Genomic DNA, 22,993 nt, shown 5'->3' on the forward strand with positions numbered 1-22,993 from the left:
CCGGCCTCTTTCTTTCTGGAAATGGCAAGTTTTTGTAACGGGTTTCAGACGGTCAGGGTGATGTTCCTGCCAGTGCTCACACCCTTACCACTGTGCGACATCGAGAAAACGCTCATCTTCCACCAGGTCGGCGGCAGAGAACACTTTCCAGACCTCCTCGTTGCGTTCGTAACCACCGGTTACGAACGGACGAATGCTGTCGGGTACTCCCTCGGGAGTCGCCCTGAAACTGTCTTTTGCAAAGTACTGCATGCCCAGCACGGAATCGACCACCAGGCCGCTGAATACGTCGCCTTCCTCAATGACCAGAACCCGACGCTCGCGCATATTGCGGGAGGATCGGGGAACATCGAAGAAGCCGGCGAGATCAACCAGGGGCAAAAGGCGGCCGCGAACATTGGCAGCACCCATCAAAAACGAGCGAACCCCCGGAATATGAGTAAACCGGGGGACGTGCAGGATTTCGGTGACTTCACCCATGGGTGCGACATAGCGCTCACCCGCCAGAACAAAACCGATGCCGTTCCAGAGTTCAACGGCTTCCTGTTGTTCCGGAAGGCCGGCGGCTAATGACCGGCTGCGCTGGGCGATATCCGTCAGAACGGCGAAAGGGGCGGCCTGGGCGGACATGCTTACTCCACGGTTAGGGATCAGGCAATCAGGCTGTTGATTGTTTTGATCAGGTCATCTTCGTTAACCGGCTTGACCAGGTAACCCTTGGCGCCCTGGCGGGTTCCCCACACGCGGTCGGTTTCCTGATCCTTGGTGGTGACAATCACAACCGGAATGGACGCGGTTTCTGGCGCGCGGGTCAGCTGGCGGGTGGCCTGAAAGCCATTGAGGCCAGGCATGACCACGTCCATCAGAACCAGGTCCGGAGTTTCTGCGCGGGCTTTGGCCACGCCGTCTGCACCGTTGTCGGCGGTCAGCACTTCGTGCTTGTGCTTTTCCAGGATAGTGGAAATCTTTTTAACTTCTGTTGGCGAGTCGTCAACAATCAGAATGCGGGCCATGTTTTCCTCGATAATTACTGGTGTCAGCAGGTTTACTGTTGCGCCTGTGGAATGTACTGGCGAATAGTATTGAGCAGCTCATCTTTGCTGAACGGTTTGGTCAGATACTGGTCCGAGCCAACGATCCGGCCTTTTGCCTTGTCGAAAAGGCCGTCCTTGCTCGAGAGCATGATAACCGGCGTCTTTTTGAAAGAGGAATTGTTCTTGATAAGTGCGCAGGTCTGGTAGCCATCCAGTCGGGGCATCATGATATCAACAAAAATGATGTCCGGCTGGGAATCGGCAATCTTGGCCAGAGCGTCAAAGCCGTCAGTGGCGGTGATGACCTCACAACCGACCTTTTTGAGAAGGGTTTCTGCGGTGCGACGAATGGTTTTGCTGTCGTCAATCACCATAATCTTCAGATTCTCGAAGTTGTCATCCATTGTCCAACTGCCTTGCGCTCTAGCGACTGTCGTTATTTTCAAACGGGGGTTTTAACACAAACCTTAAGGTTGTTCTATAAACCCCGCTCATTTATAGAGTATCGATGGCCGGTTAAAAAGTATTAGTTTGTGACCAAATGTACTTCTGCCTGTGCCGTCACGGATTTAACTGTGGATTTCACCGGGTGCAATCAAGGCTCGGGTACAATACCATTTCCAGCATAGCACTTTATCGCTGGTTCGCTCTGCTGACCGGTTCGTGTTTTCACATCGAAATTCCAGGAGACTCTGATGACAGTCCGGCTCGGGATCGTGATGGATCCTATCGAAGACATCAGCTTCAAGAAAGACAGTTCGCTGGCCATGTTACTGGCGGCGCAGAAACGCGGTTGGCAGATCGAGTATATGGAACAGCACGATCTGTATCTGGCGGGCGGCCAGGCCCGTGCCCACACCCGCGATCTCACTGTGCATATGGACCCGGAAAACTGGTTCAGCTTTGGCGCCAGCCAGGATCGGGCTCTGGGTGATTTGGATGTGATTCTGATGCGCAAGGATCCGCCGGTGGATCGCGAGTTCCTGATGGCTACTTATATACTGGGGGCTGCTGAGCAACAGGGTGCGCTGGTGGTCAATCCGGCGGCCACGCTGCGGGATTGCAACGAGAAGCTGTTTGCCACCCAGTTCGAGGACCTCACGCCGCCGTTGATCGTCACCCGTTCCTCCCAGCGTTTCCGGGAGTTCTATGCTGAGCATGGCGACATCATCATGAAACCTGTGGATGGCATGGGCGGCCGGTCGATTTTCCGGGTCAAGGAAAACGATGCGAACCTTGGGGTGATCATTGAAACCCTGACCAATCATGGCGCCCACCAGGCCATGGCGCAGAAATTCATTCCGGAAATCACCGACGGCGACAAGCGGATTCTGCTGATTGAGGGCGAGCCGGTGCCTTACGCCCTTGCGCGAATTCCATCCCAGGGTGAAAATCGCGGCAACCTGGCAGCTGGGGGGCGCGGAGAGGGGCGCGAACTGACCGCGCGGGATCGGGAAATCTGCGCCCGGGTAGCGCCGGTGATCAAGGAAAAAGGGCTGATGTTTGTCGGGCTGGATGTGATCGGCGACTACCTCACCGAAATCAATGTCACCAGCCCAACCTGTATCCGTGAGCTGGATGCGGCCTTTGGCATAGACATTGCCGGCATGCTGATGGATGCCATTGATCGGCGCCTGGGCCGGAGCTGAGTCAGACTTCCTCCAGGCACGTGCAGATAAACTTTCAGGAAAGGTAATGGCAGTTCAGGTAAGCGATTTCGACCGGTTGTCCTTCACGCTCTTCATGGCGCTGGCGGTGCATGCCATTGTGGTTCTGGGCATTACCTTTGCTCCGGAGTCTCCCCGTTCGTCTGCCCAGACCATGGAGATTACGCTCTCGCAGTTTGATGATGAGCAGGCTCCGGATGAGGCGGATTTTCTGGCCCAGACCAGCCAGCGGGGCAGTGGCACGGAAGAAGAGGCCATGGAGATGACCACGCCGGAACCAGCCGAAATCAGCCAGCCTGAAATGGCCCAGGTGCAGCCTGAGCCCCAGACCACCACGCAACCGCAACCCCGGGAAGAGCGTGCGGTGGTCCAGACCGAAACGACCGCGAGCCGGCAGGTAGAGCAGCCCGAAGACCGGTCAGAACCCGAGCCGGAACCGTTGCCGCGCAGTGAGCGCAAAAGCCTGATGGAGCGGAGCCTGGAAATTGCCAGCCTGGAAGCCCGGTTTGATGCCCAGCAGCAAGCCTATGCCCGCAAGCCCAGGGTCATGCGGGTGACGGCGGCCTCCACCCTCAGGTCAAGCAATGCCTGGTACGTTCAGAACTGGGTAAACAAGGTTACCCGGGTGGGTAACATCAATTATCCGACTGAAGCGAGGCAGGCCGGAATCTACGGAAATCTGCGTATGCTGGTTTCTCTGCGCAAAGATGGCACAATCAAGGAAGTAGCGATACTCCAGTCGTCCGGCAGCACGGTACTTGATGATGCCGCCATTCGCATTGTGCGCATGGCCGCGCCCTTTGCACCCTTCCCGGAAGAGATGCAGCAGGAAGTGGACGAACTGGAGATCATACGTACCTGGTCGTTCCAGCAGCGGGGGCTTACATCCGGATGACAGCGTCCAAGCAAACCGACGGTAATCTCAGGCACCACTTTCTGGTGGCGTCACCGTGGCTCGCCGACCCCCGTTTCCATGGCGGTGTTATTTACCTCTGTGAGCATTCCGAAGAAGGGGCCCTGGGGCTGATGATCAATCAGCCGCTGGATATCCATCTGGGGGAAGTTCTGGAACAGCTGGATATGCATGGCGGCGAGCTGGACCTGCCGGTGTTCACCGGTGGCCCGGTGCAGCCGGAACGGGGCTTTGTGCTCCACTCGCCGGGCCGGCAATGGCAGAGTACCGCACTGGTGACCGATGACGTTCTGCTCACCACCTCCCGGGATATCCTGGAGAGTATCGGTCGCGATGAGGGGCCGGACGAGTTTCTGGTGGCCCTGGGCTATTCGGGCTGGGGTGAAGGGCAGTTGGAAGAAGAGTTGGGCAGCAACGCCTGGCTGACCTGCCCGGCCAGCACCGATATCCTGTTTCGGACGCCAGTCAGCAAGCGCTATGAGGCGGTACTCCGGTTGATCGGTGTTGATCTGAACCAGCTCAGCGATTCGGTGGGCCATGCCTGAGCAAGGTAATCGCAGGCTGCTGGCCTTTGATTTTGGAACCCGTCGCATTGGTGTTGCTTCCGGCCAGGAATTGCTCGGTACCGGCCAGCCCCTGGCCATGATCCCGGCTCGGGACGGCATCCCGGACTGGCAGCAGATTGAGAAACTTCTGGCAGAATGGCAACCGGATGTGGTGCTGGTAGGGTTGCCGTTGAATATGGATGACACCGAGAACGACATGTGCGCGCGGGCCCGCAAATTCGGCAAGCGCCTGCACGGTCGTTTTCATGTGCCCGTCGACATGGTGGATGAGCGACTGACCAGCTTTGAAGCCAAGGGTGAGGTGATGGCTGCCGGTGGCAGCCGGGATTTTGGTCGCCGCGGGGTAGATGACCGTGCCGCGGTACTGATACTGGAAACCTGGTGCCGGGAACAGGCCGGCTGACCTGAATGATGAGGCTCTGATGACCGCACTGATGGATATCAACCAGTTGCTCGATGAACTGGAAACCGGATTACGCCGGATTCTGGAGCAGCGTGGTATCGACAACCCCGTGCTGATTGGTATTCGCACCGGTGGCGTCTGGCTGGCCGATGTCATTGGCAAACGCCTGGGTATTGAACAGCCGTTTGGTGAGCTGGATATTTCTTTCTATCGGGATGACTTCAGCCGCATTGGCCTGAACCCGAAGGTCAAGCCGTCCAGCCTGCCGTTCGACACTGAAGGCCGGGACATTATCCTGATCGATGATGTGATCATGAGCGGGCGGACCATTCGTGCCGCGATGAATGAGATCTTCGATTACGGCCGTCCTGCCAGTATCATACTGGCCACCTTGATTGACCTGGGTGCCCGGGAACTGCCGATTCAGCCCGATGTGGTCGGCCACTCCCTGGCGCTGGAAGCGCATCAGCGCATCAAGTTGCGCGGCCCCGACCCGTTGCGTATCGAACTTCAGGACTCCAGGCAGTAACACCCCAATTGACGACAGGCGAGCCATGACCGCAAACGATCCCTCCCCGAACCACTTGCAGCTGACCCGGGATGGTCAGTTGCGGCATTTTCTCACCCTGGACGGCCTGGGCCGGGAGCTGCTGACCGACATATTGGATACCGCCGATTCCTTCATCGAGGTGGGCGAACGCAGTATCAAGAAGGTACCGCTGTTGCGGGGCCGCACGGTCGTTAACCTGTTCTTCGAATCCAGTACCCGCACCCGCAGCACCTTCGAGCTTGCCGCCAAGCGTCTGTCTGCTGATGTGCTGAACCTGGACATCAACACCTCGGCCACCTCTAAGGGGGAATCCCTGTCTGACACCCTGCTCAATCTGGAGGCCATGGCCAGCGACATGTTCGTGGTGCGGCATTCCCAGAGCGGGGCGCCGCACTTTATTGCCGAAAGCGTGACCCCGGGCGTGGCCATCATCAATGCGGGCGATGGCAGGCATGCCCACCCAACCCAGGCGATGCTCGACATGCTCACCATTCGTCAGCACAAGGGGCGTTTTGAAGGCCTGAAAGTGGCGATTGTTGGCGACGTATTACACTCCCGGGTGGCCCGCTCCCAGATTCGAGCCCTGAACGAACTGGGCGCAGAAGAGGTGCGGGTGATTGCCCCCGGTACCCTGTTGCCCAGGGATGTGGAAGATCTCGGCTGCACCGTGGAATATGACATGGCCCGTGGTATGAAAGACCTGGACGTGGTGATCATGCTGAGGCTGCAAAAGGAACGTATGGAAGGGGCACTGCTGCCCAGCGAGCGGGAGTTCTACCGACTGTATGGCCTGAATCAGGAGAAGCTGGCACTGGCCAGGCCCGACTGCATTGTGATGCATCCGGGCCCCATCAACCGGGGTGTGGAGATCGAGTCGGCGGTGGCGGATGGTCCCCAATCGGTGATTCTGAACCAGGTGACCAACGGCATCGCCATACGGATGGCGGTCATGTCCATGGCAATGGGCGGGCAAATGGCAGAGCGACAGCAAAGACAGATCGACAGAGAGGGAACCCGGGCATGAATGGCAGCCAGCAAGACAACAGCACCAGTCTGGTGATTACCGGTGGCACCCTGTTCGACGCTAATGGGCGACTGACCGACAATCCCGGGCTACTCGTTCGTGATGGCAAGATTGCTGCAGTCGGGTCGGATGCTGAGCAGCCCGGAGCGGCCCAGAGCTTTGACGCCAGTGGCTGTGTGATTTCTCCGGGGTTTGTGGATTTGTGTTGCAACCTTCGGGAACCCGGTAATGGTCAGAAGGGCAATATTGCCTCGGAAACCCGGGCAGCCGCCCACGGTGGTTTCACCACGGTTTGCGCCAGCCCAGAAACCTCTCCGGTCAATGATTCCAGCGCCGTGACCCATCTGATTCGTGAAGGTGCTGCAACCCGTGGTGTGGTGAATGTGTTGCCCGTTGGAGCGATTACCCGTGGCCTGGAAGGTGACTTGCTCAGTGATATGGCGGGCCTGAAGAACGCCGGTTGCGTGGCAGTGGGGAACGGTTCCCGTGGGGTGCGCAATGCCCGGATTCTGCGCCGGTGCATGGCCTATGCCCAGACCTTTGACCTGACAGTGATGTTCAGTCCGGAGAACCAGGCTCTGGCCGCGGACGGCTACGCTCACGACGGTCAGGTAGCGACTCGCCTGGGCCTGCTGGGCATCCCGGAAGTAGCGGAGACGGCTGCGGTTATGGAAATGCTGTTGCTGGCGGAGGAGACCGGGGTACAACTGCACCTGAGCCAGTTGTCCTGTGGCCGCAGCGTCGAGATGCTGGCGGAGGCCCGGAAAAGGGGAATCCAGGTGACTGCCGATGTCGCCATGCATCAGCTGGTTTATACCGAAGACGCACTGGCGGGCTTTGATAGCCGTTTTCACGTACGCCCGCCGCTGCGTTCCGAGACTGATCGCCGGGCGCTGCTGGCAGGCGTTCGCGAGGGTGTGATTGATGCCATCGTCAGCCAGCATCAGCCCCACGACAGCGCCGCCAAGCAGGCGCCACTGCCGGCGACCGAACCTGGTCTGTCCGGTATCGAGAGCGTGTTGTCCCTGGGGTTGGGGTTGGTGGCGGCTGGTGAGCTTGAGATGACGGATCTGCTGTCTGCGCTGACCCTTGGTCCATCCCGGGTTTTGGGCCGGGAATGGGCGCTGGCTGAGGGTTTGGCTGCAGATCTGTGCATTTTCGACCCCAAAGGCCATTGGGTGCCGTCCCCATCTACCCTGGTGTCAGCCGGACACCATGCCCCTCGATTCGGATGTGAGCTGCCGGGGTTAATGAAGCTGACGCTGGTTGGCGGACGGACCGCCTGGCAGTAGTGACACTGCGGAAAATGCGGCAGAGGTTAGCCAACCTCTGTCGATGCCATCACAGATTGCCCTGTTTTTGCTGAAAAACCCTTGAAGGGAGGCACCTGAGCCAACGTATTCTATGGCTCGGCCACTTATGGTCATTAAAAGGACGACGAAAAATGCCGGCGGCCCGCTGTGGCGGTGTCCGACAATAATAATTCAGGAGTCATCCCGTGAAATCAGTCAGTCTATCCCGCCGTATTGCCATGGCGGCTGCTTTGTGCGCCACCCTGGTAACCCCTGCTTTGGCGAAAGCCGAAACCGAGATTCTCGAGCGCAGCTTTTGCGTGTTCGATCCCGTGGGCGCCAACGGCCCGCTGTTTGCCATTACCAAAGAGTTCCAGCCGGTCGCCATGCAGCGAGGCATCAGGCTGAACCTGCGGGCTTACACCGATGAAAAGGTTGCCGCCGAAGACTTCAAGGCAGGCCAGTGCGACGCGGTGCTGCTCACGGGCACCCGCGCCCGAGAGTTCAATAAATTTACCGGCAGCCTGGAGGCCATGGGTGCCGTCCCTGGCGAGCAGGAAATGCGCCTGCTGTACAACACCCTGAGCCAACCCCAGGCGCGCCAGTTCCTGGTTGAAGGACCCTACGAGGTGGCCGGTGTATTCCCCGGTGGTGCCATCTACCTCCACACCCGTGATCGCAACGTCGACTCGGTTGAAAAGCTCCAGGGCAAGCGCATCGCCACCCTGGATTATGACAGTGCGTCGGTGCGCATGGTTCGCCATGTAGGTGCGTCAGTGGTGGGCTCCAATTCCGCCAATTTCGCTGGCAAGTTCAACAATGGCAGTGTCGATCTGGCCTATGCGCCTGCCGTGGCCTATCAGCCATTGGAGTTGTACAAGGGCGTCAACGAAAAGGGCGGTGTTTTCAAGTACGCCTTGGCATATATGAACTTTCAGGTGATTATCCATACCGACCGTTTCCCGGATGATGCCGGCCAGATGGTGCGTGATGAATCGATCAAACGGATTGATCAGGCCTACGAGATCATCGCTGAGGCAGAAGCTGGCATTCCCGAAGAGGTATGGATGCACCCGCCCCAGGAAGATGTGGCCGAGTACGACCGGATGCTGCGCCAGGTGAGGCTGTCTCTGCTGGAGGATGGCGTGTATGACGAGCGTGCGATCAAACTGATGCGTGCCATTCGTTGCCGGGTGGACGGTTCGCGTTCGGAGTGTGCGTCTTAAGTCTGAAGGGCGTTGCTGGGCCTGTCAGGCAGAAGCTGGCCCGCCGGTTGGCGGGCCGGATCCGGTTAACGGATCGCGTCTTTCAGGGCTTTGCCGGCCTTGAACCCGACGGTCTTGCTGGCGGGGATCTGGATGGTGGCGCCGGTTTGCGGGTTGCGGCCTGTGCGAGCCTCGCGGGAGCGAATGCTGAAGGTGCCGAAGCCAATGAGCGTGGTGTCTTCACCCCGGGCCGCTGCCGCAGACAGCTGATCGGTAAACGCGTTGATAACTTCGCTGGCTTTTTCCCGGGTCAGGCCGGTTTTATCGGCAATGGCGGCGGCAAGCTCTGGTTTGCGCATCGGATACTCCTGTTTGATTTCGTTCTGATTATTGTGTTTGACCGCAAGGCAGTCCCTGCGATCGAAGCAATCTATAGTGGCTTTGGCCGAAATGTGCAAACCCTGTTCGGTTACGAACTGTGGCCGCAGGCGTCATTTGCGGGGTTGGTCTCATAAACCGGAGCCCGGTTTGGTCATAATGCATGGCCGGTTACAGGATGTAACAAAACGATTCTGGCGGCGCCAGGCGCTGATGTTTTCTGAATAACACAAGAATAAAAGGGTGTTGATGCTATGAATGATTTCCGCAAAGCCGGTTCCGGAATTCGTGGGCTGGTGGCCGCTGTTGGTGCCAGCCTGGTGCTCACCGGTTGTGGTGCCGTCAACCACATGATCTACAAAACCACCGGTGATGTGATGCAAGGGTTCTCGCGCAATCACACGGTGCCTTACCTGCTGGAATCGGATGACCTGGCCATGGGTTGCTCCATGAGTGAGGCGACAGCCCCACTGCTGATGTCGTTTGGCCGCGTGACCCGCGAACCGGACCAGCTGGCGGTTATGTTGTACCTCTCGGCGGGCGGTTGTGCGGAGGAGCAGGCCCGGGAGCATGAACTGGCTGCGGCGCGGGCAATGTATTCCATGAACGCCGGTGAGGCCCAGGATGCGATGATCCGGCAGAAACGGGCCCATACCCAGGCGGCGAAGCGTTACCTGAAGGGCTGGCAGCATCACCACGCCCATTACGGTGATCCGGATGGCGGGGAATGCCCCAAATTCAAAGACGATCTGGATGAATTTATTTACCTGGCCGGCTTGTTGTCCGGGTTGCAGGCATTGAATGCCCAGATACAGGCATCGTCCTCAATTGGTGTGCCGTTCAACACCGGTTCCGTGGTTGGCCGGGCGACCCAATGCCTGGACAACAAGAAATGGTGGGGCGCACCGATGGGGCTGCGGGCAACGGTCTGGGCCATGATTCCGGGCACCCAGCCGGAAGGTGAAGACGCCTTTGAACGACTGGCTATCGCCAGCAAGCAGGGCGAAGAGGCGGGCGTCAGGCTCGGCCACGTTTTCCACGCGATCGCCGCAGTAAACAAGAACGACGAAGCCTTGATCAAATCGGTGATCCGGGACCACGCCGAATCGTTGAAGAATGACGCGTCCAGCGAACAATGGCGGTTTGTTGATGCCATGGCCAGCAACATGCTGGTGGCCATTTCTGATCGTTTGTGGGTTGAGAACACCGGCCACCGAACCCCCATCGGTCAATTCGGCAGCTTCTGGGATGATCAGCGGGCGCCGGTCGAAACCATGGATCTGGATGATCTGCTGTAACTCCTTCAAATTCCAGGGTAAGTTTTATGACTAAGGGTGGTCTGCAACGTTCCGGGCTGGAATGGTTCTCTTCCTTGCCGGCGTGTCTGTTGCTGCTGGCTGTGGTGTTGTTCTCGACCAGTAGTGATATCCATAACCAGATGCTGCGCGGCGGTGAGCAGCTCTGGAGTGGTTACTACAAACTCCGCATGGATCCGGTGCAACCGGAGTGTAATCCCGACCGGGATATCGATGCAGCCGTGGCTGAGGAAATGGCTGCGGCACCTCCGGACGACGATCCCATGGCGGCTTTACTTGGTGCCCATGAGAAAAATCCGGCGGATGTCCGGCTGGCCATCGAGCGATCGGTTGGTGAGTGTCAGGCGTCCCATGCCAGCTATCTGGAGTTGCAGGATCAATTGACGCCCGGGGTGAAAGCCTATCGTGCGGTGGAATTGTTCGTGGCCGATCTGATCGCCTTCGGCTTGGCGGGCCAGCGTTATATCCTGGTGATTCTGGTGATGCTGTGTGCGGTTACAGCAACCCTGACCCGACACCACATCGCCATGCGGGCGATGGAAACCCGGCTGGATTACATCGTTTCCCATACCCTGCAGACCATTGCCAACGCCATGCTGCTGGGCTCCAGTGCCATTTTCCGGCAATCCAGCCTGGGCAGCAGTACCGCGGTTTCAGGCGAGGAGCTGATGCTCCACAACTTGTGGATTGTTGGTTTTGCCTGTCTCACCTTGGCCAGCCTGTATCGGCTGTTCCGGGTGCCCTCCAATCTACAGGAGGGTGGTCGGCTCGGGCAGGCCTTCCTTGCGGTGCCATTGTATACCGTCATGTGCCTGATCTCCGGCACCTACTTTGCGATGATCGGCCACTCCTCGGGTATTGGTATCTACCTGGGTAAGATGATGGAGCTGTCGGACATGTTTCTGAACGTCGGCCTGTACGTTTGGGTTGGCATGATGCTCAAGCAGACTCGTCTGGCGACCCTCGTGTTCAATGTGTTCCGGCCCTGGCGAATGCCCCCGGAAATGCTGGCGGTTGTTGCCGTATTGGTTGCTGCTGTGCCGACGGCCTATACCGGTGCTTCAGGGATCTTTGTTATCGCCGCCGGTGCTGTGATTTACAGCGAACTGAGGGCCGCGGGCGCCAGGCGACACCTGGCCCTGGCGGCGACGGCCATGTCCGGTTCGTTGGGCGTGGTTCTGAGGCCATGTCTGCTGGTGGTGGTGATCGCCTACCTGAACCGGGAAGTGACGACCGACGAACTGTTCGGTTGGGGTATCTGGGTATTTGTCCTGACCGCGACCATGTTTGGTCTGGTGGCGATGTCGGTCAACCGCCAGAGCAAATTCGACCTGGCGCCGACCGCTCAGGCTTTCCCGGCCTCATTCCGGGCGCTCCGGCCACTGTTGCCCTACGCACTGGTGATCGCCGGTGTCGTTCTGCTATACCGCTTCGCCCTGGACGTGAAGATGGATGAGTTCTCCGCGCCCCGGTTGCTGCCGGTGATCATGTTGGCGATTCTGGTCTATGAGCATGTCAGTCTGAAGAAGCGGACCAGCCCGGAACCGGGGCAGGCTCGCCACCCGGGGCTGGAGCGCAGCATCCGTGGCGCAACCAACGACACCACCGCCGAAATCGGAGCACTGCTGTTGCTCCTTGGCCTTTCGGTCAGCATTGGTGGTGTCATCGAGCGTTCCCACATCATGGAAGCCTTCCCGCAGGCCTTCGATAGCGCCTGGTCCGCGATGTTGCTGATGGTGGTGATTCTGGTGATCCTGGGCATGATCATGGATGCTTTCGGTGCCGTGATTCTGGTCACTGCTACCGTAGCCACCATTGCCTATTCCAGTGGTATTCACCCGATACACTTCTGGATGGTGACGCTGGTGGCCTTCGAACTGGGTTACCTGAGCCCGCCGGTGGCACTCAATCACCTGCTGACCCGCCAGGTGGTGGGCGAGGCCGAGGTGCTGGCTGCTCAGCGTGAGGGTGGAACCTTCTACCAGCGCCATGAACGTATCATCATGCCGTTGATTGCCATGGGGATTTCGCTGCTGCTGGTAGCCTTTGTGCCACTGTTGTTCTACGCCACCTGATCTCCGGGGGCATCCGTCCCTTCGGTTTCAGGCGACAAAAAAAGCGCCGTGCTCTCGCAGGGCGCTTTTTTTTCGGGTCAGGCTCAGCTCAGTTTCGGGCCGGCCTCGACGATGGCATCTGCCACATCGAACTTCTTGAAGTTTTCCACGAACTGGGCAATCAGCTCCTGGGCCTTGCCGTCATAGTATTCCGGGCTGGTCCAGGTGTTGCGTGGGTTCAGCAGCTCGGTGTCGACACCAGGGATGTGCTTGGGCACGTCCAGGTTCAGGGTGTCCAGATACTCGGTTTCCACGTCGTCCAGGTCGCCATTCTGGATGGCGGCAATGATAGCGCGCGTGGTCGGAATGCTGAAACGCTTGCCTTCGCCGTAGGGGCCGCCGGTCCAGCCAGTATTGACCAGGAATACCTTGCTGCCGAACTCGTCGATCCGCTTCATCAGCAGTTCGGCGTATACACCGGCCGGACGCGGGAAGAAGGGGGCACCAAAGCAGGTTGAGAAGGTAGACTTCAGCTTGGACGACGAGCCCATCTCGGTTGAGCCAACCAGTGCGGTGTAACCACTCAGGAAGTGGTAAGCGGCGGCTTCACGGCTCAGGATGGATACCGGGGGCAGAACGCCAGTCATGTCGCAGGTCAGGAAGATAATGTGCGACGGCTCGCCGGCGCGGTTCTCCAGAACCCGCTTTTCCACATGCTCCAGCGGGTAGGCGCAGCGGGAGTTCTCGGTGAGGGATACGTCGGTGTAATCCGGCTCACGGGTTTCCGGATCGATCATCACGTTTTCAACGATGGCACCAAAACGGATGGCGTCCCAGATGATGGGCTCGTTCTTCTGACTCAGATCGATGCACTTGGCGTAGCAGCCACCTTCAATGTTGAATACGGTGCCGGGGCCCCAGCCGTGCTCGTCGTCACCGATCAGGAAGCGGTGCGGATCGGCAGACAGGGTGGTCTTGCCGGTGCCGGACAGGCCGAAGAACAGACAGGTTTCGCCATTCTCGCTGACGTTGGCGGAGCAGTGCATCGGCAGCACGTCTTTTTCCGGCAGCAGGAAGTTCTGTACAGAGAACATGGCTTTTTTCATTTCGCCGGCATAGTGCATGCCTGCCAGCAATACTTTGCGCTTGGCAAAGTTGATGATCACGCAGCCGTTGGAGTTGGTGCCGTCACGCTCGGGCACACACTCGAAGTTGGCGGCGTTGAGGATCTGCCATTCCTGTTTGTCGGCCGGGTTGTAGTCATCCGGGCGGATAAACAGGTTGCGGCCAAACAGGTTCTGCCAGGCGGTTTCCGTGGTCATTTTGACCGGCAGATAGTGTTCGGGGTCAGAGCCGACGTGAACGTGGGAGACAAAACTGTCTTTTTCAGCAATGTAGGCTTCAACACGATCCCAGAGGGCGTCGAACTTGTCGGCGTCGAACGGGCGGTTGATCGGGCCCCAATGGATGTCGTCAGCGGTGCTGGGCTCCTCGACGATAAAACGGTCCATGGGAGACCGGCCGGTACGTTCGCCGGTGGTGACCACCAGGGAACCGTTGGCTGCCAGTTGTCCCTCATTTCTGGCCAGTGCCACTTCAACCAGTCTTGCTGTACTCAGATCATTATAAGTGTTGCTCACTTCGACCTCGCCCTCGGGATGTCTTCGTGATTGCTCAGGCCGTCCCCCCGAAAAAATTGACGGAAATCTGAGCAATCGGGTCAATTCAGGCGCGCTATTATGCCAGAGACGCCGGTAAAAAACGACTGCCCTGAAAGCCGCGCCAGATGCGGCTTCCGGGCAAGTTGAGTGACTGCTTAGTGTAACGTATGGCCGGTGAAAAGGTGATCAATGTCATTCCTATTGAAGCGATAGTTTGCGTGACAGAACTGGCAGTCCATGTTGATGCTGCCCTGCTCGTCGAGGATGCTGTAACACTCGTCTTTGCCGATGGCCTCGAGGGCGGCGAGGGTGCGCTCCCGGGAGCAGCTGCAGTGAAAGGCCACCGGCTCGGGGTCGAACAGCCGCACGGTTTCCTCGTGGAACAGCCGGTGCAGCAGGGTTTCGCTGTCGAGCGTCAGCAACTCTTCGGCCTCGACAGTGCGCGCCAGGTGATTGACCCGGTTCCACAAATCATCGTCTTCTTCGGTATGACCCGGCAACCGCTGCAGCATCAGGCCGGCGGCGGTGTCTTCGTTGGCGAACAGGAACAGGCTGGTGGCAATCTGCTCGGACCGCTCGAAATACTCTTCCAGGCAGCCGGCCAGGGTATCGGCTTCCCTGGGCACCACACCCTGATAGCGCTGGCCCTGGTCCGGGGTGATGGTGATGGCCATGCGGCCGGCGCCCAGAAGTTCGTTCAGGGTATCGCCGGTAACGGCCTGATCGTCATGGCGGGCCAGGCCCCGGATATGGCGGTCGTGGCTGCACTCGGCCATCAGTGTGCGCAACGAGCCTTCGCCGGCCGCCTGCAAGGACAGGGTGCCCTTGAACTTCAGGCTGCTGCTCATCAACACGCTGGCCACCAGCGATTCGCCCAGTAAACGGCGAACGGATTCGGGGTAAGGGGCCTGGGTGCTGATGTCACTGAAACTGTTACCCAGTTGAACCCAGGCACCCCGAACCTGGCTGTGTTCGAAAATAAAACGCTGGAATTGATCTCGGGATGCCATGGTGTCTCCTGACGCTGTCTGTGGGGTTGATGGTGCTGCCCGCGCGGAGGGTCATTGAGGCGGGCGTACTCTTTACGAGCTTTGGTGTGATCCGGTTTTACAGGCCGTTCTGGTCCCGGAACCGCTGAATGTCCCGGCGGTCTTTCTTGCTCGGCCGGCGGGCGGGTGGCAATTGGGCGGCCTGCATGGTCTTGCGCTGCCAGGCCAGTTCTTCGCGTTTTTTCACGCTGTCACTGGTTTCGTGGTAAAGCTTCTGGGCCTCTGGAGCGCCCTTGCGCCGGTCGCTTATCTCATCCACGATCACGATTTTTTCCTGCCAGCCCAGGCGCAAGGTAACCCTGGCGCCAGCTTCGACAATCTTGCCGGGCTTTGCTCGCTGGCTATTGTAATGCACCTTGCCGCCTTCGATGGCTTCTTTCGCCAGGGAACGGGTCTTGTAGAAGCGCGCGGCCCAGAGCCATTTGTCGAGCCGCACCTTTTGTTCGTCAGCGCTGGTTGCCGTCATATCTCCTCACCGGGTTGGCACCTGCCGTCGGGCATTGTGTTAACCAGATTATAACCGGCTCGTCATCGGGATGGCAGGGGCTGTTGCGAACGCAGTGATGGCAGCACTTCATCAAAATGGCGAATGCCGGGGATCTCAGGGTGTTGGGCATTGGGTGCCTGGGTGCTGTCGGGCTCAAGAATGGCCAGGCATTGGCCGATGCCTGCCTGGCAGGCACTCTCCAGCACGGGAAAACTGTCGTCCACCATCAGGGTTTTGTCTCGCCGGTACGGGATTTTTCTGCCGAGGTCTCGCCAGAAATCACGATCTTCCTTGGGTTTGCCGAATTCATGGCTGGAAACGATGGCATCCACGTGTTTGTCCAGTCCGGTGCGTTCCAGTTTCAGTGCCAGGGGGTCCGGGTGGCAGTTGGTCACAATCACCGAGCGCAGGCCGGCTTGGCGCAACGAAGACAGAAAGTCGGGCACGTGCGGGCGGTAGCCGATGCGATCACTGACTTCCGCCTTCAGTTGGTTGATATTCACCGAGAGTCGTTCGCTCCAGTAGTCGGTGCAGTACCAGTTCAGTGAGCCCCGTTCCGCCATGATCATGGCCAGCAGGGTATCTTTCGCCTGTTGGGGGTGCAGGTCGTACTGCTCGGCGTAACGTCTGGGCAAGTGCTCAAGCCAGAAGTGCGAGTCGAAGTGAAGATCCAGCAGTGTTCCATCCATATCCAGGAACACGGTATCGAGGGTTGACCAATCCACCATAAACAAAAACAGCCTGAAGGGTTTCCCTCAGGCTGCCTCAGATTCCGGCGGCTGGCAAGCCGGGATTCTACTGATCGCCGGAGTAGGCTCAGTCAGCGGCTTGTTCAACCGTTTCGGACTTGCGGCCGGTGCGTGAGCAGCCCAGGCAGCGAACGAAGGTCGCCTTGGCCGGGCCAACAACCAGCACCTCGCCAGCCTCACCGGCGTTGCCGCCGAGGGCAGAGAATGGCAGAGATACCAGATAGACGGCACTGCCAACAATGGTGGTGGCCAGCAGGGCAGGTCGCAGCAGAACCGCATCGGCCGTCATGGCCAGCGCTGAGGGGCTCTCATCGACTGTTCTGGCGTGGCCCAATGATGAAAAAGCCAGCAGACAGGCTGCCACCGTTGCAACCAGAGTGCGGGAAATCTTGCGGGTCATGACGGTTCTCTCCTGTTAATTCTCTGTTAACTATGAATCATATTGCCTGAATTTCAAACGGTTTTTGTTTGTATTGTGTGAGTTGTGTGATGTTGGTTTGCAGTTTCAGCGCTGGCAACGAGGGCAGTACACGGTGGAGCGATTGTTCATTCGGATTTCCTTCAGCACGGTGTTACATTCCGGGCAGGGGGCACCACCACGCCCGTATACCAGTAATGACTGGGCAAAATACCCCGGCTTTCCGTCGCTGTTAACGAAATCCCGCAAGGTGGTGCCGCCCATCAGGATGGCTGCGCTCAGGGTTTCCTTTATGGCTTCAGCCAGCCGGTGATAGCGGTCCAGGCTGATTCGGCCCGCCTTTCGTTTCGGGTGTATACCGGCTTTGAACAGGGCTTCGTTGGCGTAGATGTTGCCAACCCCGACCACCACATGATTGTCCATGATGAAGGATTTGATCGGGCTCTGTTTGCCCCGGGACAGCCGGAATAGCCAGGCACCACCAAATTCCGGCGACAGCGGTTCCGGGCCAAGATCCCGGATCAGCGGGTGCAGGGTGCAGTCGTCGGCCCACAGCCAGCAGCCAAAGCGCCGGGGGTCGTTGAAGCGCAGGGTGCGGCCATTGCCAAGGCAGACATCAACATGGTCGTGGGTGGCGGCCGGGCTGTTGTCGGTGATCACCCGCAGGCTGCCGGACATGCCCAGGTGGACAATGACGGTGCCAGCATCCAGGTGCAGAAACAGGTACTTGGCCCGGCGGTCGACGGCCCGGATGATCTGGCCTTGCAGGCGCTCGGGCAGATCTTCGGGAATCGGCCAGCGTAGCCGGGCGTTGCGAATGACCACCCGGGTTATGGCCTGGCCTTCACAGTGGGGCGCAATGCCCTGGCGGGTGGTTTCTACTTCGGGTAATTCGGGCACGAAGCCTCCACTGGCAGACGTGTTTCAGGGCCATAAGTGTAAACAGTAACAAAAAAGCCGCCAAACGGTGTTGTTGATGCGTACAGCTGTACGCTAAAGTTATCGTTATACGTTCCCTTCGAGTGTTTGCGAATCTCCCCCCGCAGTATCGCCTTTCGAAGTTGATGAATTCTTGAGGATAATTTATGTGGTTTAACGGTCTCCTTGACCTCTCGGTATGGCAGTTGATTGCAGTCACCCTGGTGCTCACCCATATCACCATCGTTAGCGTTACGCTTTATCTGCATCGCCATTCGGCTCATAACGCCCTGGATCTGCATCCGGTGCTCAGGCATTTTTTCCGTTTCTGGTTGTGGATGACCACCGCGCAGAATACCAAGGAGTGGACCGCCATCCACCGTAAACACCACGCCAAGTGTGAAACCGAGGAAGACCCCCACAGCCCGGTGGTTCTGGGTATTCGCAAGGTGCTGCTGGAGGGCGCGGAGCTCTACGCCGAGGCGGCTACGCCGGAAACTCTCGAGCGTTACGGTCAGCGCACCCCGGAAGACTGGATCGAGCGCAACGTCTATAGCCGCTACAAAATGCTGGGTATTGTGCTGATGGCGGTACTCAATCTGGCACTGTTTGGGGTCCACGGGATCTGGATCTGGGCGGTACAGATGATGTGGATTCCGGTATGGGCCGCAGGGGTGGTTAATGGCGTTGGCCACTATCTGGGTTACCGCAATTTCGAATGTGCCGATAATGCCCGCAATATCTCGCCTTGGGGCATCCTGATCGGCGGTGAAGAACTGCACAACAACCACCACACCTATCCAAACTCGGCCAAGCTGTCCCGCCGCTGGTACGAGGTGGACATCGGCTGGGGCTATATTCGCCTGTTCCAGTTGTTTGGTCTTGCCAAGCCGAAGGGCTACCGGCCGATTGCTCATTACGTTCCGGGCAAGCAGGAGGTGGATGTGGAAACCGTTCAGGCCATTACCAACAGCCGCTTCGATATCATGCGTCAGTACCGCAAGCGGGTCATGGAACCGGTTTTGCGCCAGCAGCGGTCGCTGATGGATGACGAGATTCGTCCCCGTTACCGCAAGCTCAGGCAGCTGTTGTCCCGGGAAGTCACGCTGATCAAGCCCAAGGACAAAGAACAGCTGGAAACGGTATTGGAGCGCCACGAAATTCTGCGGCAGATCTACGAGAAGAGCCACGAGCTGCAACGGCTGTGGCGTCAGCGTGGGCTGAAACCCCAGGACAAACTGCAGGCGTTGATGGAATGGTGCAAAGAGGCGGAAGCCAGCGGCATTCGCTATCTGGAAGAGTTCGCGGCGCATTTGCGGGCCTATTCGCTGCGCCCGGTCGCCTGACGCATCGCCGTTCAGGCACCCCAAAAGCCAGATGGGTTTGCTCATCTGGCTTTTTTGTTTTGCTGCCGCGGATCTAATCCGCGTCCGGGTTAACCCGATACAGACTGTAGGTCACCTGGCCGGCGGTCTTCTGCCTGTGTAACTGCCAGCCGTCGGGTACTGGCGGCGTTGCCCGTTCACTCTCATGCTCCACGTACACCCAGCCACCCGGCTTGATCCATTGGCCGGTCTCCAGTAGCGGAAACAATCGTTCCAGCCAACCCTGGCGAAAGGGCGGGTCCATAAACACGATGTCGAACGGTGGTCGTTGCCGGTTGGCAAGATAGCTTTCGGCATCCTGACACACCACCACGCCTTTGTCGGACCTCAGTAACCGCAGGTTGTCCCGCAAGGCGGTGGCCAGTGCCGGGGTATGGTCGACCAGCGTGGCGCTGGCCGCGCCACGGGAAAGCGCCTCCAGGCCGAGGGCCCCGGAACCGGCAAACAGGTCCAGGCAATCACTGCCGGCAATCTGGAAGTTGAGCCAGTTAAACAGGGTTTCGCGGGTGCGGGCGGGGCTTGGGCGAACACCGCCGGCATCCGGAAATCGCAGTTTTCGGCTGCGCCAATCACCCCCGATAATGCGCAGCTCCCCGGTACCGCCGGAAGGCGCGCGCCCCGCTGGCGTCGGGCCGGTTTTGCGGTTTGCCGGTTTGCGTCTGGCCATGGCTGTGCTCCGGAGTTCTGAACAGGTTGAATCGTGGGCGATTATGGTACCGGAAAGCGGCCGTCAGGGGATAATGGGCCAGCTCCTCACTTAGGCCTGCAGGTCTGCTAGAATGTGCGCTTTATTTTCGCCCGCCCTTTTCAGACAGATGGTAAGACTATGACGGCAGAGTGGATTTCAATCGGCCTGTTGGCCCTTCTTGTTCTGTTCTTTGTGCTGGACATCGCCGGCAACCGCAAGCGTGCCCCCCGGCCGAAAGCGGTGGTCCAGCGCAAGCCAGAGGTAGCCCGGGGCCCGGCTCCAGCGGAACCGGAACCCGCCCGGGAAGAGCCGGAAGCTGCTCCGGCAGAGCCGGTCGCCGAAGTGCAGCCCGAGGCACCTGCGGCTGAGGCAGTGCCCGCTATGGCAGCCCCGACCGCCGAGTTGGCCCCGGAGCCGGAGCCGACACCGGAGCCCGAACCCCAGATCAGCGTTTTCGAGCGAATCAGGAAAGGCCTGGGTAAGACCCGTGCCAGTCTGACCGGCGGTCTGGCGGATTTGTTCTCAGTGGGCAAAAAGATCGATGAGGACTTGCTGGAAGAAATCGAAACCACCCTGTTAATGGCCGATGTGGGCGTCACGGCCACCTCCGAAATCATTGAGTCGCTCACCGACAAGCTGGAACGCAACCAGCTCAGGGACGGTGCAGCTTTGCGCAAGGCCCTGCGCGACGAGCTGCACGGCCTGCTGAAGGACGTCACCAAACCACTGGACGTCAACACCGACAACAAGCCTTACGTCATCCTGATGGTCGGCGTGAACGGCGTTGGCAAGACCACCACCATTGGCAAGCTCACCCGGAAGTTCCAGGCGGAAGGCAAATCCGTCATGCTCGCGGCCGGTGATACCTTCCGTGCGGCGGCGGTGGAGCAGTTGCAGGTGTGGGGAGAGCGCAATAACGTGCCGGTGGTGGCCCAGCACACCGGTGCCGATAGTGCGTCGGTGATCTTTGACGCTATCCAGTCTGCCCAGGCCCGGGGTACCGATGTGGTGATAGCCGATACCGCCGGGCGCCTGCAGAACAAAGACAACCTGATGAACGAATTGAGCAAAGTTGTCCGGGTGATGAAAAAGCTGGATGAATCGGCGCCCCACGAAGTGATGCTGGTGCTGGACGCCGGTACCGGCCAGAATGCCCTGAGCCAGGCCCAGGTCTTCCAGCAGGCGGTGGGCGTCAGCGGTATTACCTTGACGAAGCTGGACGGCACCGCAAAAGGCGGTATTGTATTTGCCATTGCCCGCCAGCTGCAGCTGCCTATCCGCTTTATCGGAGTGGGCGAGCAGGCCGAAGACCTGCGCAGTTTTGATGCGGAAACCTTTGTCGACGCCCTGTTCGACGACTGAAGCACCGGCTACGGAGCCCGCGCCCGAAATGATCGAGTTTCGCCAAGTTACCAAACGCTATGACAGCGACCACACCGCTTTGCGCCAGGTGAATTTTCACCTGGACCGGGGGGAGCTGGCGTTTCTGACCGGGCACTCCGGCGCGGGCAAAAGTACCCTGCTGAAGCTGATCATGGTCATGGAGCGGCCGACGGCCGGTGAGCTGATCGTCGGTGGCCAGCGCCTGAATAGTTTGCCACGGCGCCAGATCCCCTACATCCGCCGGCATATCGGCGTGGTGTTCCAGAATCACCAGTTGCTGTTTGATCGCACGGTGTTCGATAACGTCGCGATGCCACTGGAAGTGATGGGCGCCTCGCCCAATGATATCGGCCGTCGTGTGCGGGCGGCCTTGGATAAGGTGGGGCTGCTGAACAAGGAGAAAATGAACCCGCTGCAGTTATCCGGCGGTGAACAACAGCGTGTCGGCATTGCCAGGGCTGTGGTGAACAAACCGCCCGTGTTGCTGGCGGATGAGCCCACCGGTAACCTGGACCCGGAGCTATCCGCAGACATCATGCACCTCTTCACCGAGTTCAGCCAGGTGGGCGTGACCGTGCTGATCGCCACCCACGACATTGCCCTGATCAATGAGATGGGACGGCGAAAGCTGACCCTGGATCATGGTCAGCTGATTGCCGGTGGGCATGCCCCGGCAGCGGGAGGTGTCAGTGGCTACTGAACCCCGGCACAAGCAGGATAACCGGCGCGGGGCTGCCAATCGGGGGAAGTCTCCGGTGAACGCCCAGGCCCGCAGCTATCTGGAGCATCACCGGAAGGTGGCACGGGATTCCGCCCGGCGTCTTTGGCAAACACCGGTGGCCAGTATGATGACCTGGACTGTGATGGGCGTGGCCCTTGCCCTGCCCGTCGCACTGTTGCTGCTGCTAGGCAGCTTGCAGGGTGTCAGTGCCGGCTGGGAGAGCAGCGCCAGGGTTACCGCCTACCTGGCCATGGATGTCGCACTGGAGCGAGCCGGGGAGCTGGCGGAAGAGGTTCGGGACGATGGCCGGGTGCTGTCGGTTCAGCTGGTGGACCGGGATCAGGCCCTGGAGGAGTTTCGCGCATCGTCCGGCCTGGACAATGCCCTGGATTTTCTGGATGACAATCCGTTGCCCCATACCTTGTTGATCACCCCCCAGGACAGTGCCCGCTCCGCTGATGGCGTGCAGGCTTTGGTGCGGTTTGTTGATGGAATGGATGGCATTGAGCAGGTGCAGGTGGATCTTGGCTGGTTGCAGCGGCTCAATGCCATGACCGACATTCTGGCCCGGGCGGTATGGGCCCTGGCACTGTTGCTTGGCTCGGCGGTCATTCTGGTGATTGGCAATACCGTGCGCCTGGCGATTGAAAACCGGCGGGATGAAATTCTGGTAGCCAAGCTGGTGGGTGGAACCGATGCCTTTGTCCGCCGGCCGTTCCTGTACACCGGGGCCTGGTTTGGCCTCGGAGGTGGGGTGGTTGCCTGGTTGTTGATCCAGCTCTCTTTGTGGTGGCTGAACGGGCCCATTGAACGCCTGGCAGGCCTTTACCGCAGCGAATTCTCGCTGCAGGGGCCGGGCTTTGACGGTGCATTGGCATTGATTATCATCGCAATGCTGCTAGGCTGGCTAGGCGCTTGGCTTGCGGTGAAGCGTCATCTGGATGACATTGAACCGGGCGATATTGCTGGCGGGTGATCCGGGTAACGGGAAAACCGTATTGAAAAAAGAGCTTGTTCTGGCGTAGTTTGGTAGTCAGAACAGCCACGGCGAATTTTTCAGGTTGTTGTTTTGTAACGTTTTACTGGAAAGTTCGGGAACTAATCAAGTTCTTGGCGGTCTAATTAAAAGTTG

25 protein-coding genes are annotated in these 22,993 nt (G+C 59.0%); 14 read left to right on the top strand and 11 right to left on the bottom strand.

Annotated elements, in window-relative coordinates; genetic code table 11:
• Positions 1-84: 84 nt before the first annotated feature.
• The 3 genes from ACTZWX_RS07435 to pilG are packed head-to-tail and all read right to left on the bottom strand — an operon-like array spanning position 85 to position 1,438.
• Positions 85-630, bottom strand: a complete 546-nt coding sequence (locus ACTZWX_RS07435; RefSeq protein WP_444713373.1) for a chemotaxis protein CheW — start codon at positions 628-630, stop codon at positions 85-87.
• Positions 631-650: 20 nt separating this feature from the next.
• Positions 651-1,013, bottom strand: a complete 363-nt coding sequence (gene pilH / locus ACTZWX_RS07440; protein WP_011787171.1) for a twitching motility response regulator PilH — start codon at positions 1,011-1,013, stop codon at positions 651-653.
• 32 nt (positions 1,014-1,045) lie between these two features.
• Positions 1,046-1,438: a twitching motility response regulator PilG gene (pilG, locus tag ACTZWX_RS07445; RefSeq protein ID WP_058090780.1), complete on the bottom strand. Its 393-nt coding sequence runs from the start codon at positions 1,436-1,438 to the stop codon at positions 1,046-1,048.
• Positions 1,439-1,729: 291 nt separating this feature from the next.
• On the opposite strand from pilG, the gene gshB reads away from it, so the two are divergent.
• From gshB to ACTZWX_RS07485, 8 genes are all read left to right on the top strand, one after another.
• The gene (gene gshB, locus ACTZWX_RS07450; protein ID WP_444713374.1) at positions 1,730-2,683 is read left to right on the top strand and encodes a glutathione synthase; all 954 of its coding nucleotides are present in this window, start codon (positions 1,730-1,732) and stop codon (positions 2,681-2,683) included.
• Positions 2,684-2,729: 46 nt separating this feature from the next.
• On the top strand, positions 2,730-3,596 hold the full coding sequence (locus ACTZWX_RS07455) for an energy transducer TonB (protein ID WP_286921386.1): 867 nt from the start codon (positions 2,730-2,732) through the stop codon (positions 3,594-3,596).
• The gene (locus tag ACTZWX_RS07460) at positions 3,593-4,159 is read left to right on the top strand and encodes a YqgE/AlgH family protein (RefSeq protein WP_444713375.1); all 567 of its coding nucleotides are present in this window, start codon (positions 3,593-3,595) and stop codon (positions 4,157-4,159) included. Before ACTZWX_RS07455 ends, ACTZWX_RS07460 begins: the two co-directional genes overlap by 4 nt.
• On the top strand, positions 4,152-4,583 hold the full coding sequence (gene ruvX / locus ACTZWX_RS07465) for a Holliday junction resolvase RuvX (protein WP_444713376.1): 432 nt from the start codon (positions 4,152-4,154) through the stop codon (positions 4,581-4,583). The genes ACTZWX_RS07460 and ruvX overlap by 8 nt, the downstream gene beginning before the upstream one ends.
• A gap of 19 nt (positions 4,584-4,602) precedes the next feature.
• Positions 4,603-5,112, top strand: a complete 510-nt coding sequence (gene pyrR, locus ACTZWX_RS07470; RefSeq protein ID WP_444713377.1) for a bifunctional pyr operon transcriptional regulator/uracil phosphoribosyltransferase PyrR — start codon at positions 4,603-4,605, stop codon at positions 5,110-5,112.
• A 25-nt stretch (positions 5,113-5,137) separates the two neighbouring features.
• Complete coding sequence (locus ACTZWX_RS07475; protein ID WP_444713378.1) at positions 5,138-6,157, top strand: aspartate carbamoyltransferase catalytic subunit; 1,020 nt, start codon at positions 5,138-5,140, stop codon at positions 6,155-6,157.
• Complete coding sequence (locus ACTZWX_RS07480) at positions 6,154-7,449, top strand: dihydroorotase (protein ID WP_444713379.1); 1,296 nt, start codon at positions 6,154-6,156, stop codon at positions 7,447-7,449. Before ACTZWX_RS07475 ends, ACTZWX_RS07480 begins: the two co-directional genes overlap by 4 nt.
• A gap of 206 nt (positions 7,450-7,655) precedes the next feature.
• A complete protein-coding gene (locus tag ACTZWX_RS07485) occupies positions 7,656-8,675 on the top strand; it encodes a putative solute-binding protein (protein WP_058090772.1) in 1,020 nt (339 codons plus the stop codon).
• A 65-nt stretch (positions 8,676-8,740) separates the two neighbouring features.
• Here the strand turns inward: ACTZWX_RS07485 and ACTZWX_RS07490 are convergent, their stop codons facing one another.
• Complete coding sequence (locus tag ACTZWX_RS07490; protein WP_058090771.1) at positions 8,741-9,013, bottom strand: HU family DNA-binding protein; 273 nt, start codon at positions 9,011-9,013, stop codon at positions 8,741-8,743.
• A 273-nt stretch (positions 9,014-9,286) separates the two neighbouring features.
• Between ACTZWX_RS07490 and ACTZWX_RS07495 the strand changes: the two genes are divergently transcribed.
• On the top strand, positions 9,287-10,330 hold the full coding sequence (locus tag ACTZWX_RS07495) for a hypothetical protein (protein WP_058090770.1): 1,044 nt from the start codon (positions 9,287-9,289) through the stop codon (positions 10,328-10,330).
• 26 nt (positions 10,331-10,356) lie between these two features.
• Positions 10,357-12,423: a TRAP transporter large permease subunit gene (locus tag ACTZWX_RS07500; RefSeq protein WP_444713380.1), complete on the top strand. Its 2,067-nt coding sequence runs from the start codon at positions 10,357-10,359 to the stop codon at positions 12,421-12,423.
• An 83-nt stretch (positions 12,424-12,506) separates the two neighbouring features.
• On the opposite strand, the gene ACTZWX_RS07505 is transcribed toward ACTZWX_RS07500, so the two are convergent.
• The 6 genes from ACTZWX_RS07505 to mutM all read right to left on the bottom strand — a co-directional run bounded on the left by ACTZWX_RS07505 (position 12,507) and on the right by mutM (position 17,666).
• Positions 12,507-14,042, bottom strand: coding sequence for a phosphoenolpyruvate carboxykinase (locus tag ACTZWX_RS07505; RefSeq protein WP_444713381.1), 1,536 nt, complete (start codon positions 14,040-14,042; stop codon positions 12,507-12,509).
• Between the two features lie 176 nt (positions 14,043-14,218).
• Positions 14,219-15,073 carry an Hsp33 family molecular chaperone HslO gene (gene hslO / locus ACTZWX_RS07510; protein ID WP_444713382.1) on the bottom strand — a complete coding sequence of 285 codons (855 nt, stop codon included), beginning with the start codon at positions 15,071-15,073 and terminating at the stop codon, positions 14,219-14,221.
• Between the two features lie 97 nt (positions 15,074-15,170).
• On the bottom strand, positions 15,171-15,578 hold the full coding sequence (gene hslR, locus ACTZWX_RS07515; RefSeq protein ID WP_444713383.1) for a ribosome-associated heat shock protein Hsp15: 408 nt from the start codon (positions 15,576-15,578) through the stop codon (positions 15,171-15,173).
• Between the two features lie 62 nt (positions 15,579-15,640).
• Positions 15,641-16,327: a GMP/IMP nucleotidase gene (yrfG, locus tag ACTZWX_RS07520; protein WP_444713384.1), complete on the bottom strand. Its 687-nt coding sequence runs from the start codon at positions 16,325-16,327 to the stop codon at positions 15,641-15,643.
• 88 nt (positions 16,328-16,415) lie between these two features.
• Positions 16,416-16,748, bottom strand: coding sequence for a hypothetical protein (locus tag ACTZWX_RS07525; RefSeq protein ID WP_444713385.1), 333 nt, complete (start codon positions 16,746-16,748; stop codon positions 16,416-16,418).
• Positions 16,749-16,853: 105 nt separating this feature from the next.
• Positions 16,854-17,666: a bifunctional DNA-formamidopyrimidine glycosylase/DNA-(apurinic or apyrimidinic site) lyase gene (gene mutM / locus ACTZWX_RS07530; RefSeq protein ID WP_444713386.1), complete on the bottom strand. Its 813-nt coding sequence runs from the start codon at positions 17,664-17,666 to the stop codon at positions 16,854-16,856.
• A gap of 185 nt (positions 17,667-17,851) precedes the next feature.
• Here mutM and ACTZWX_RS07535 point away from each other — a divergent pair, with 185 nt between their 5' ends.
• Positions 17,852-19,030 (top strand): DesA family fatty acid desaturase, encoded by a 1,179-nt coding sequence (locus tag ACTZWX_RS07535; RefSeq protein ID WP_444713387.1) that lies wholly within the window; start codon positions 17,852-17,854, stop codon positions 19,028-19,030.
• A gap of 73 nt (positions 19,031-19,103) precedes the next feature.
• Here ACTZWX_RS07535 and rsmD read toward each other — a convergent pair whose 3' ends face one another.
• A complete protein-coding gene (gene rsmD / locus ACTZWX_RS07540) occupies positions 19,104-19,736 on the bottom strand; it encodes a 16S rRNA (guanine(966)-N(2))-methyltransferase RsmD (protein ID WP_444713388.1) in 633 nt (210 codons plus the stop codon).
• Positions 19,737-19,895: 159 nt separating this feature from the next.
• On the opposite strand from rsmD, the gene ftsY reads away from it, so the two are divergent.
• The 3 genes from ftsY to ftsX are packed head-to-tail and all read left to right on the top strand — an operon-like array spanning position 19,896 to position 22,837.
• Positions 19,896-21,119, top strand: a complete 1,224-nt coding sequence (gene ftsY / locus ACTZWX_RS07545; RefSeq protein WP_444713389.1) for a signal recognition particle-docking protein FtsY — start codon at positions 19,896-19,898, stop codon at positions 21,117-21,119.
• Between the two features lie 28 nt (positions 21,120-21,147).
• Positions 21,148-21,840: a cell division ATP-binding protein FtsE gene (gene ftsE, locus ACTZWX_RS07550; protein WP_061331947.1), complete on the top strand. Its 693-nt coding sequence runs from the start codon at positions 21,148-21,150 to the stop codon at positions 21,838-21,840.
• On the top strand, positions 21,830-22,837 hold the full coding sequence (gene ftsX, locus ACTZWX_RS07555) for a permease-like cell division protein FtsX (protein WP_444713390.1): 1,008 nt from the start codon (positions 21,830-21,832) through the stop codon (positions 22,835-22,837). The genes ftsE and ftsX overlap by 11 nt, the downstream gene beginning before the upstream one ends.
• The last annotated feature ends 156 nt before the right edge of the window (positions 22,838-22,993 follow it).

It is taken from the genome of Marinobacter sp. NSM (assembly GCF_052380025.1).
GTDB lineage: Bacteria > Pseudomonadota > Gammaproteobacteria > Pseudomonadales > Oleiphilaceae > Marinobacter.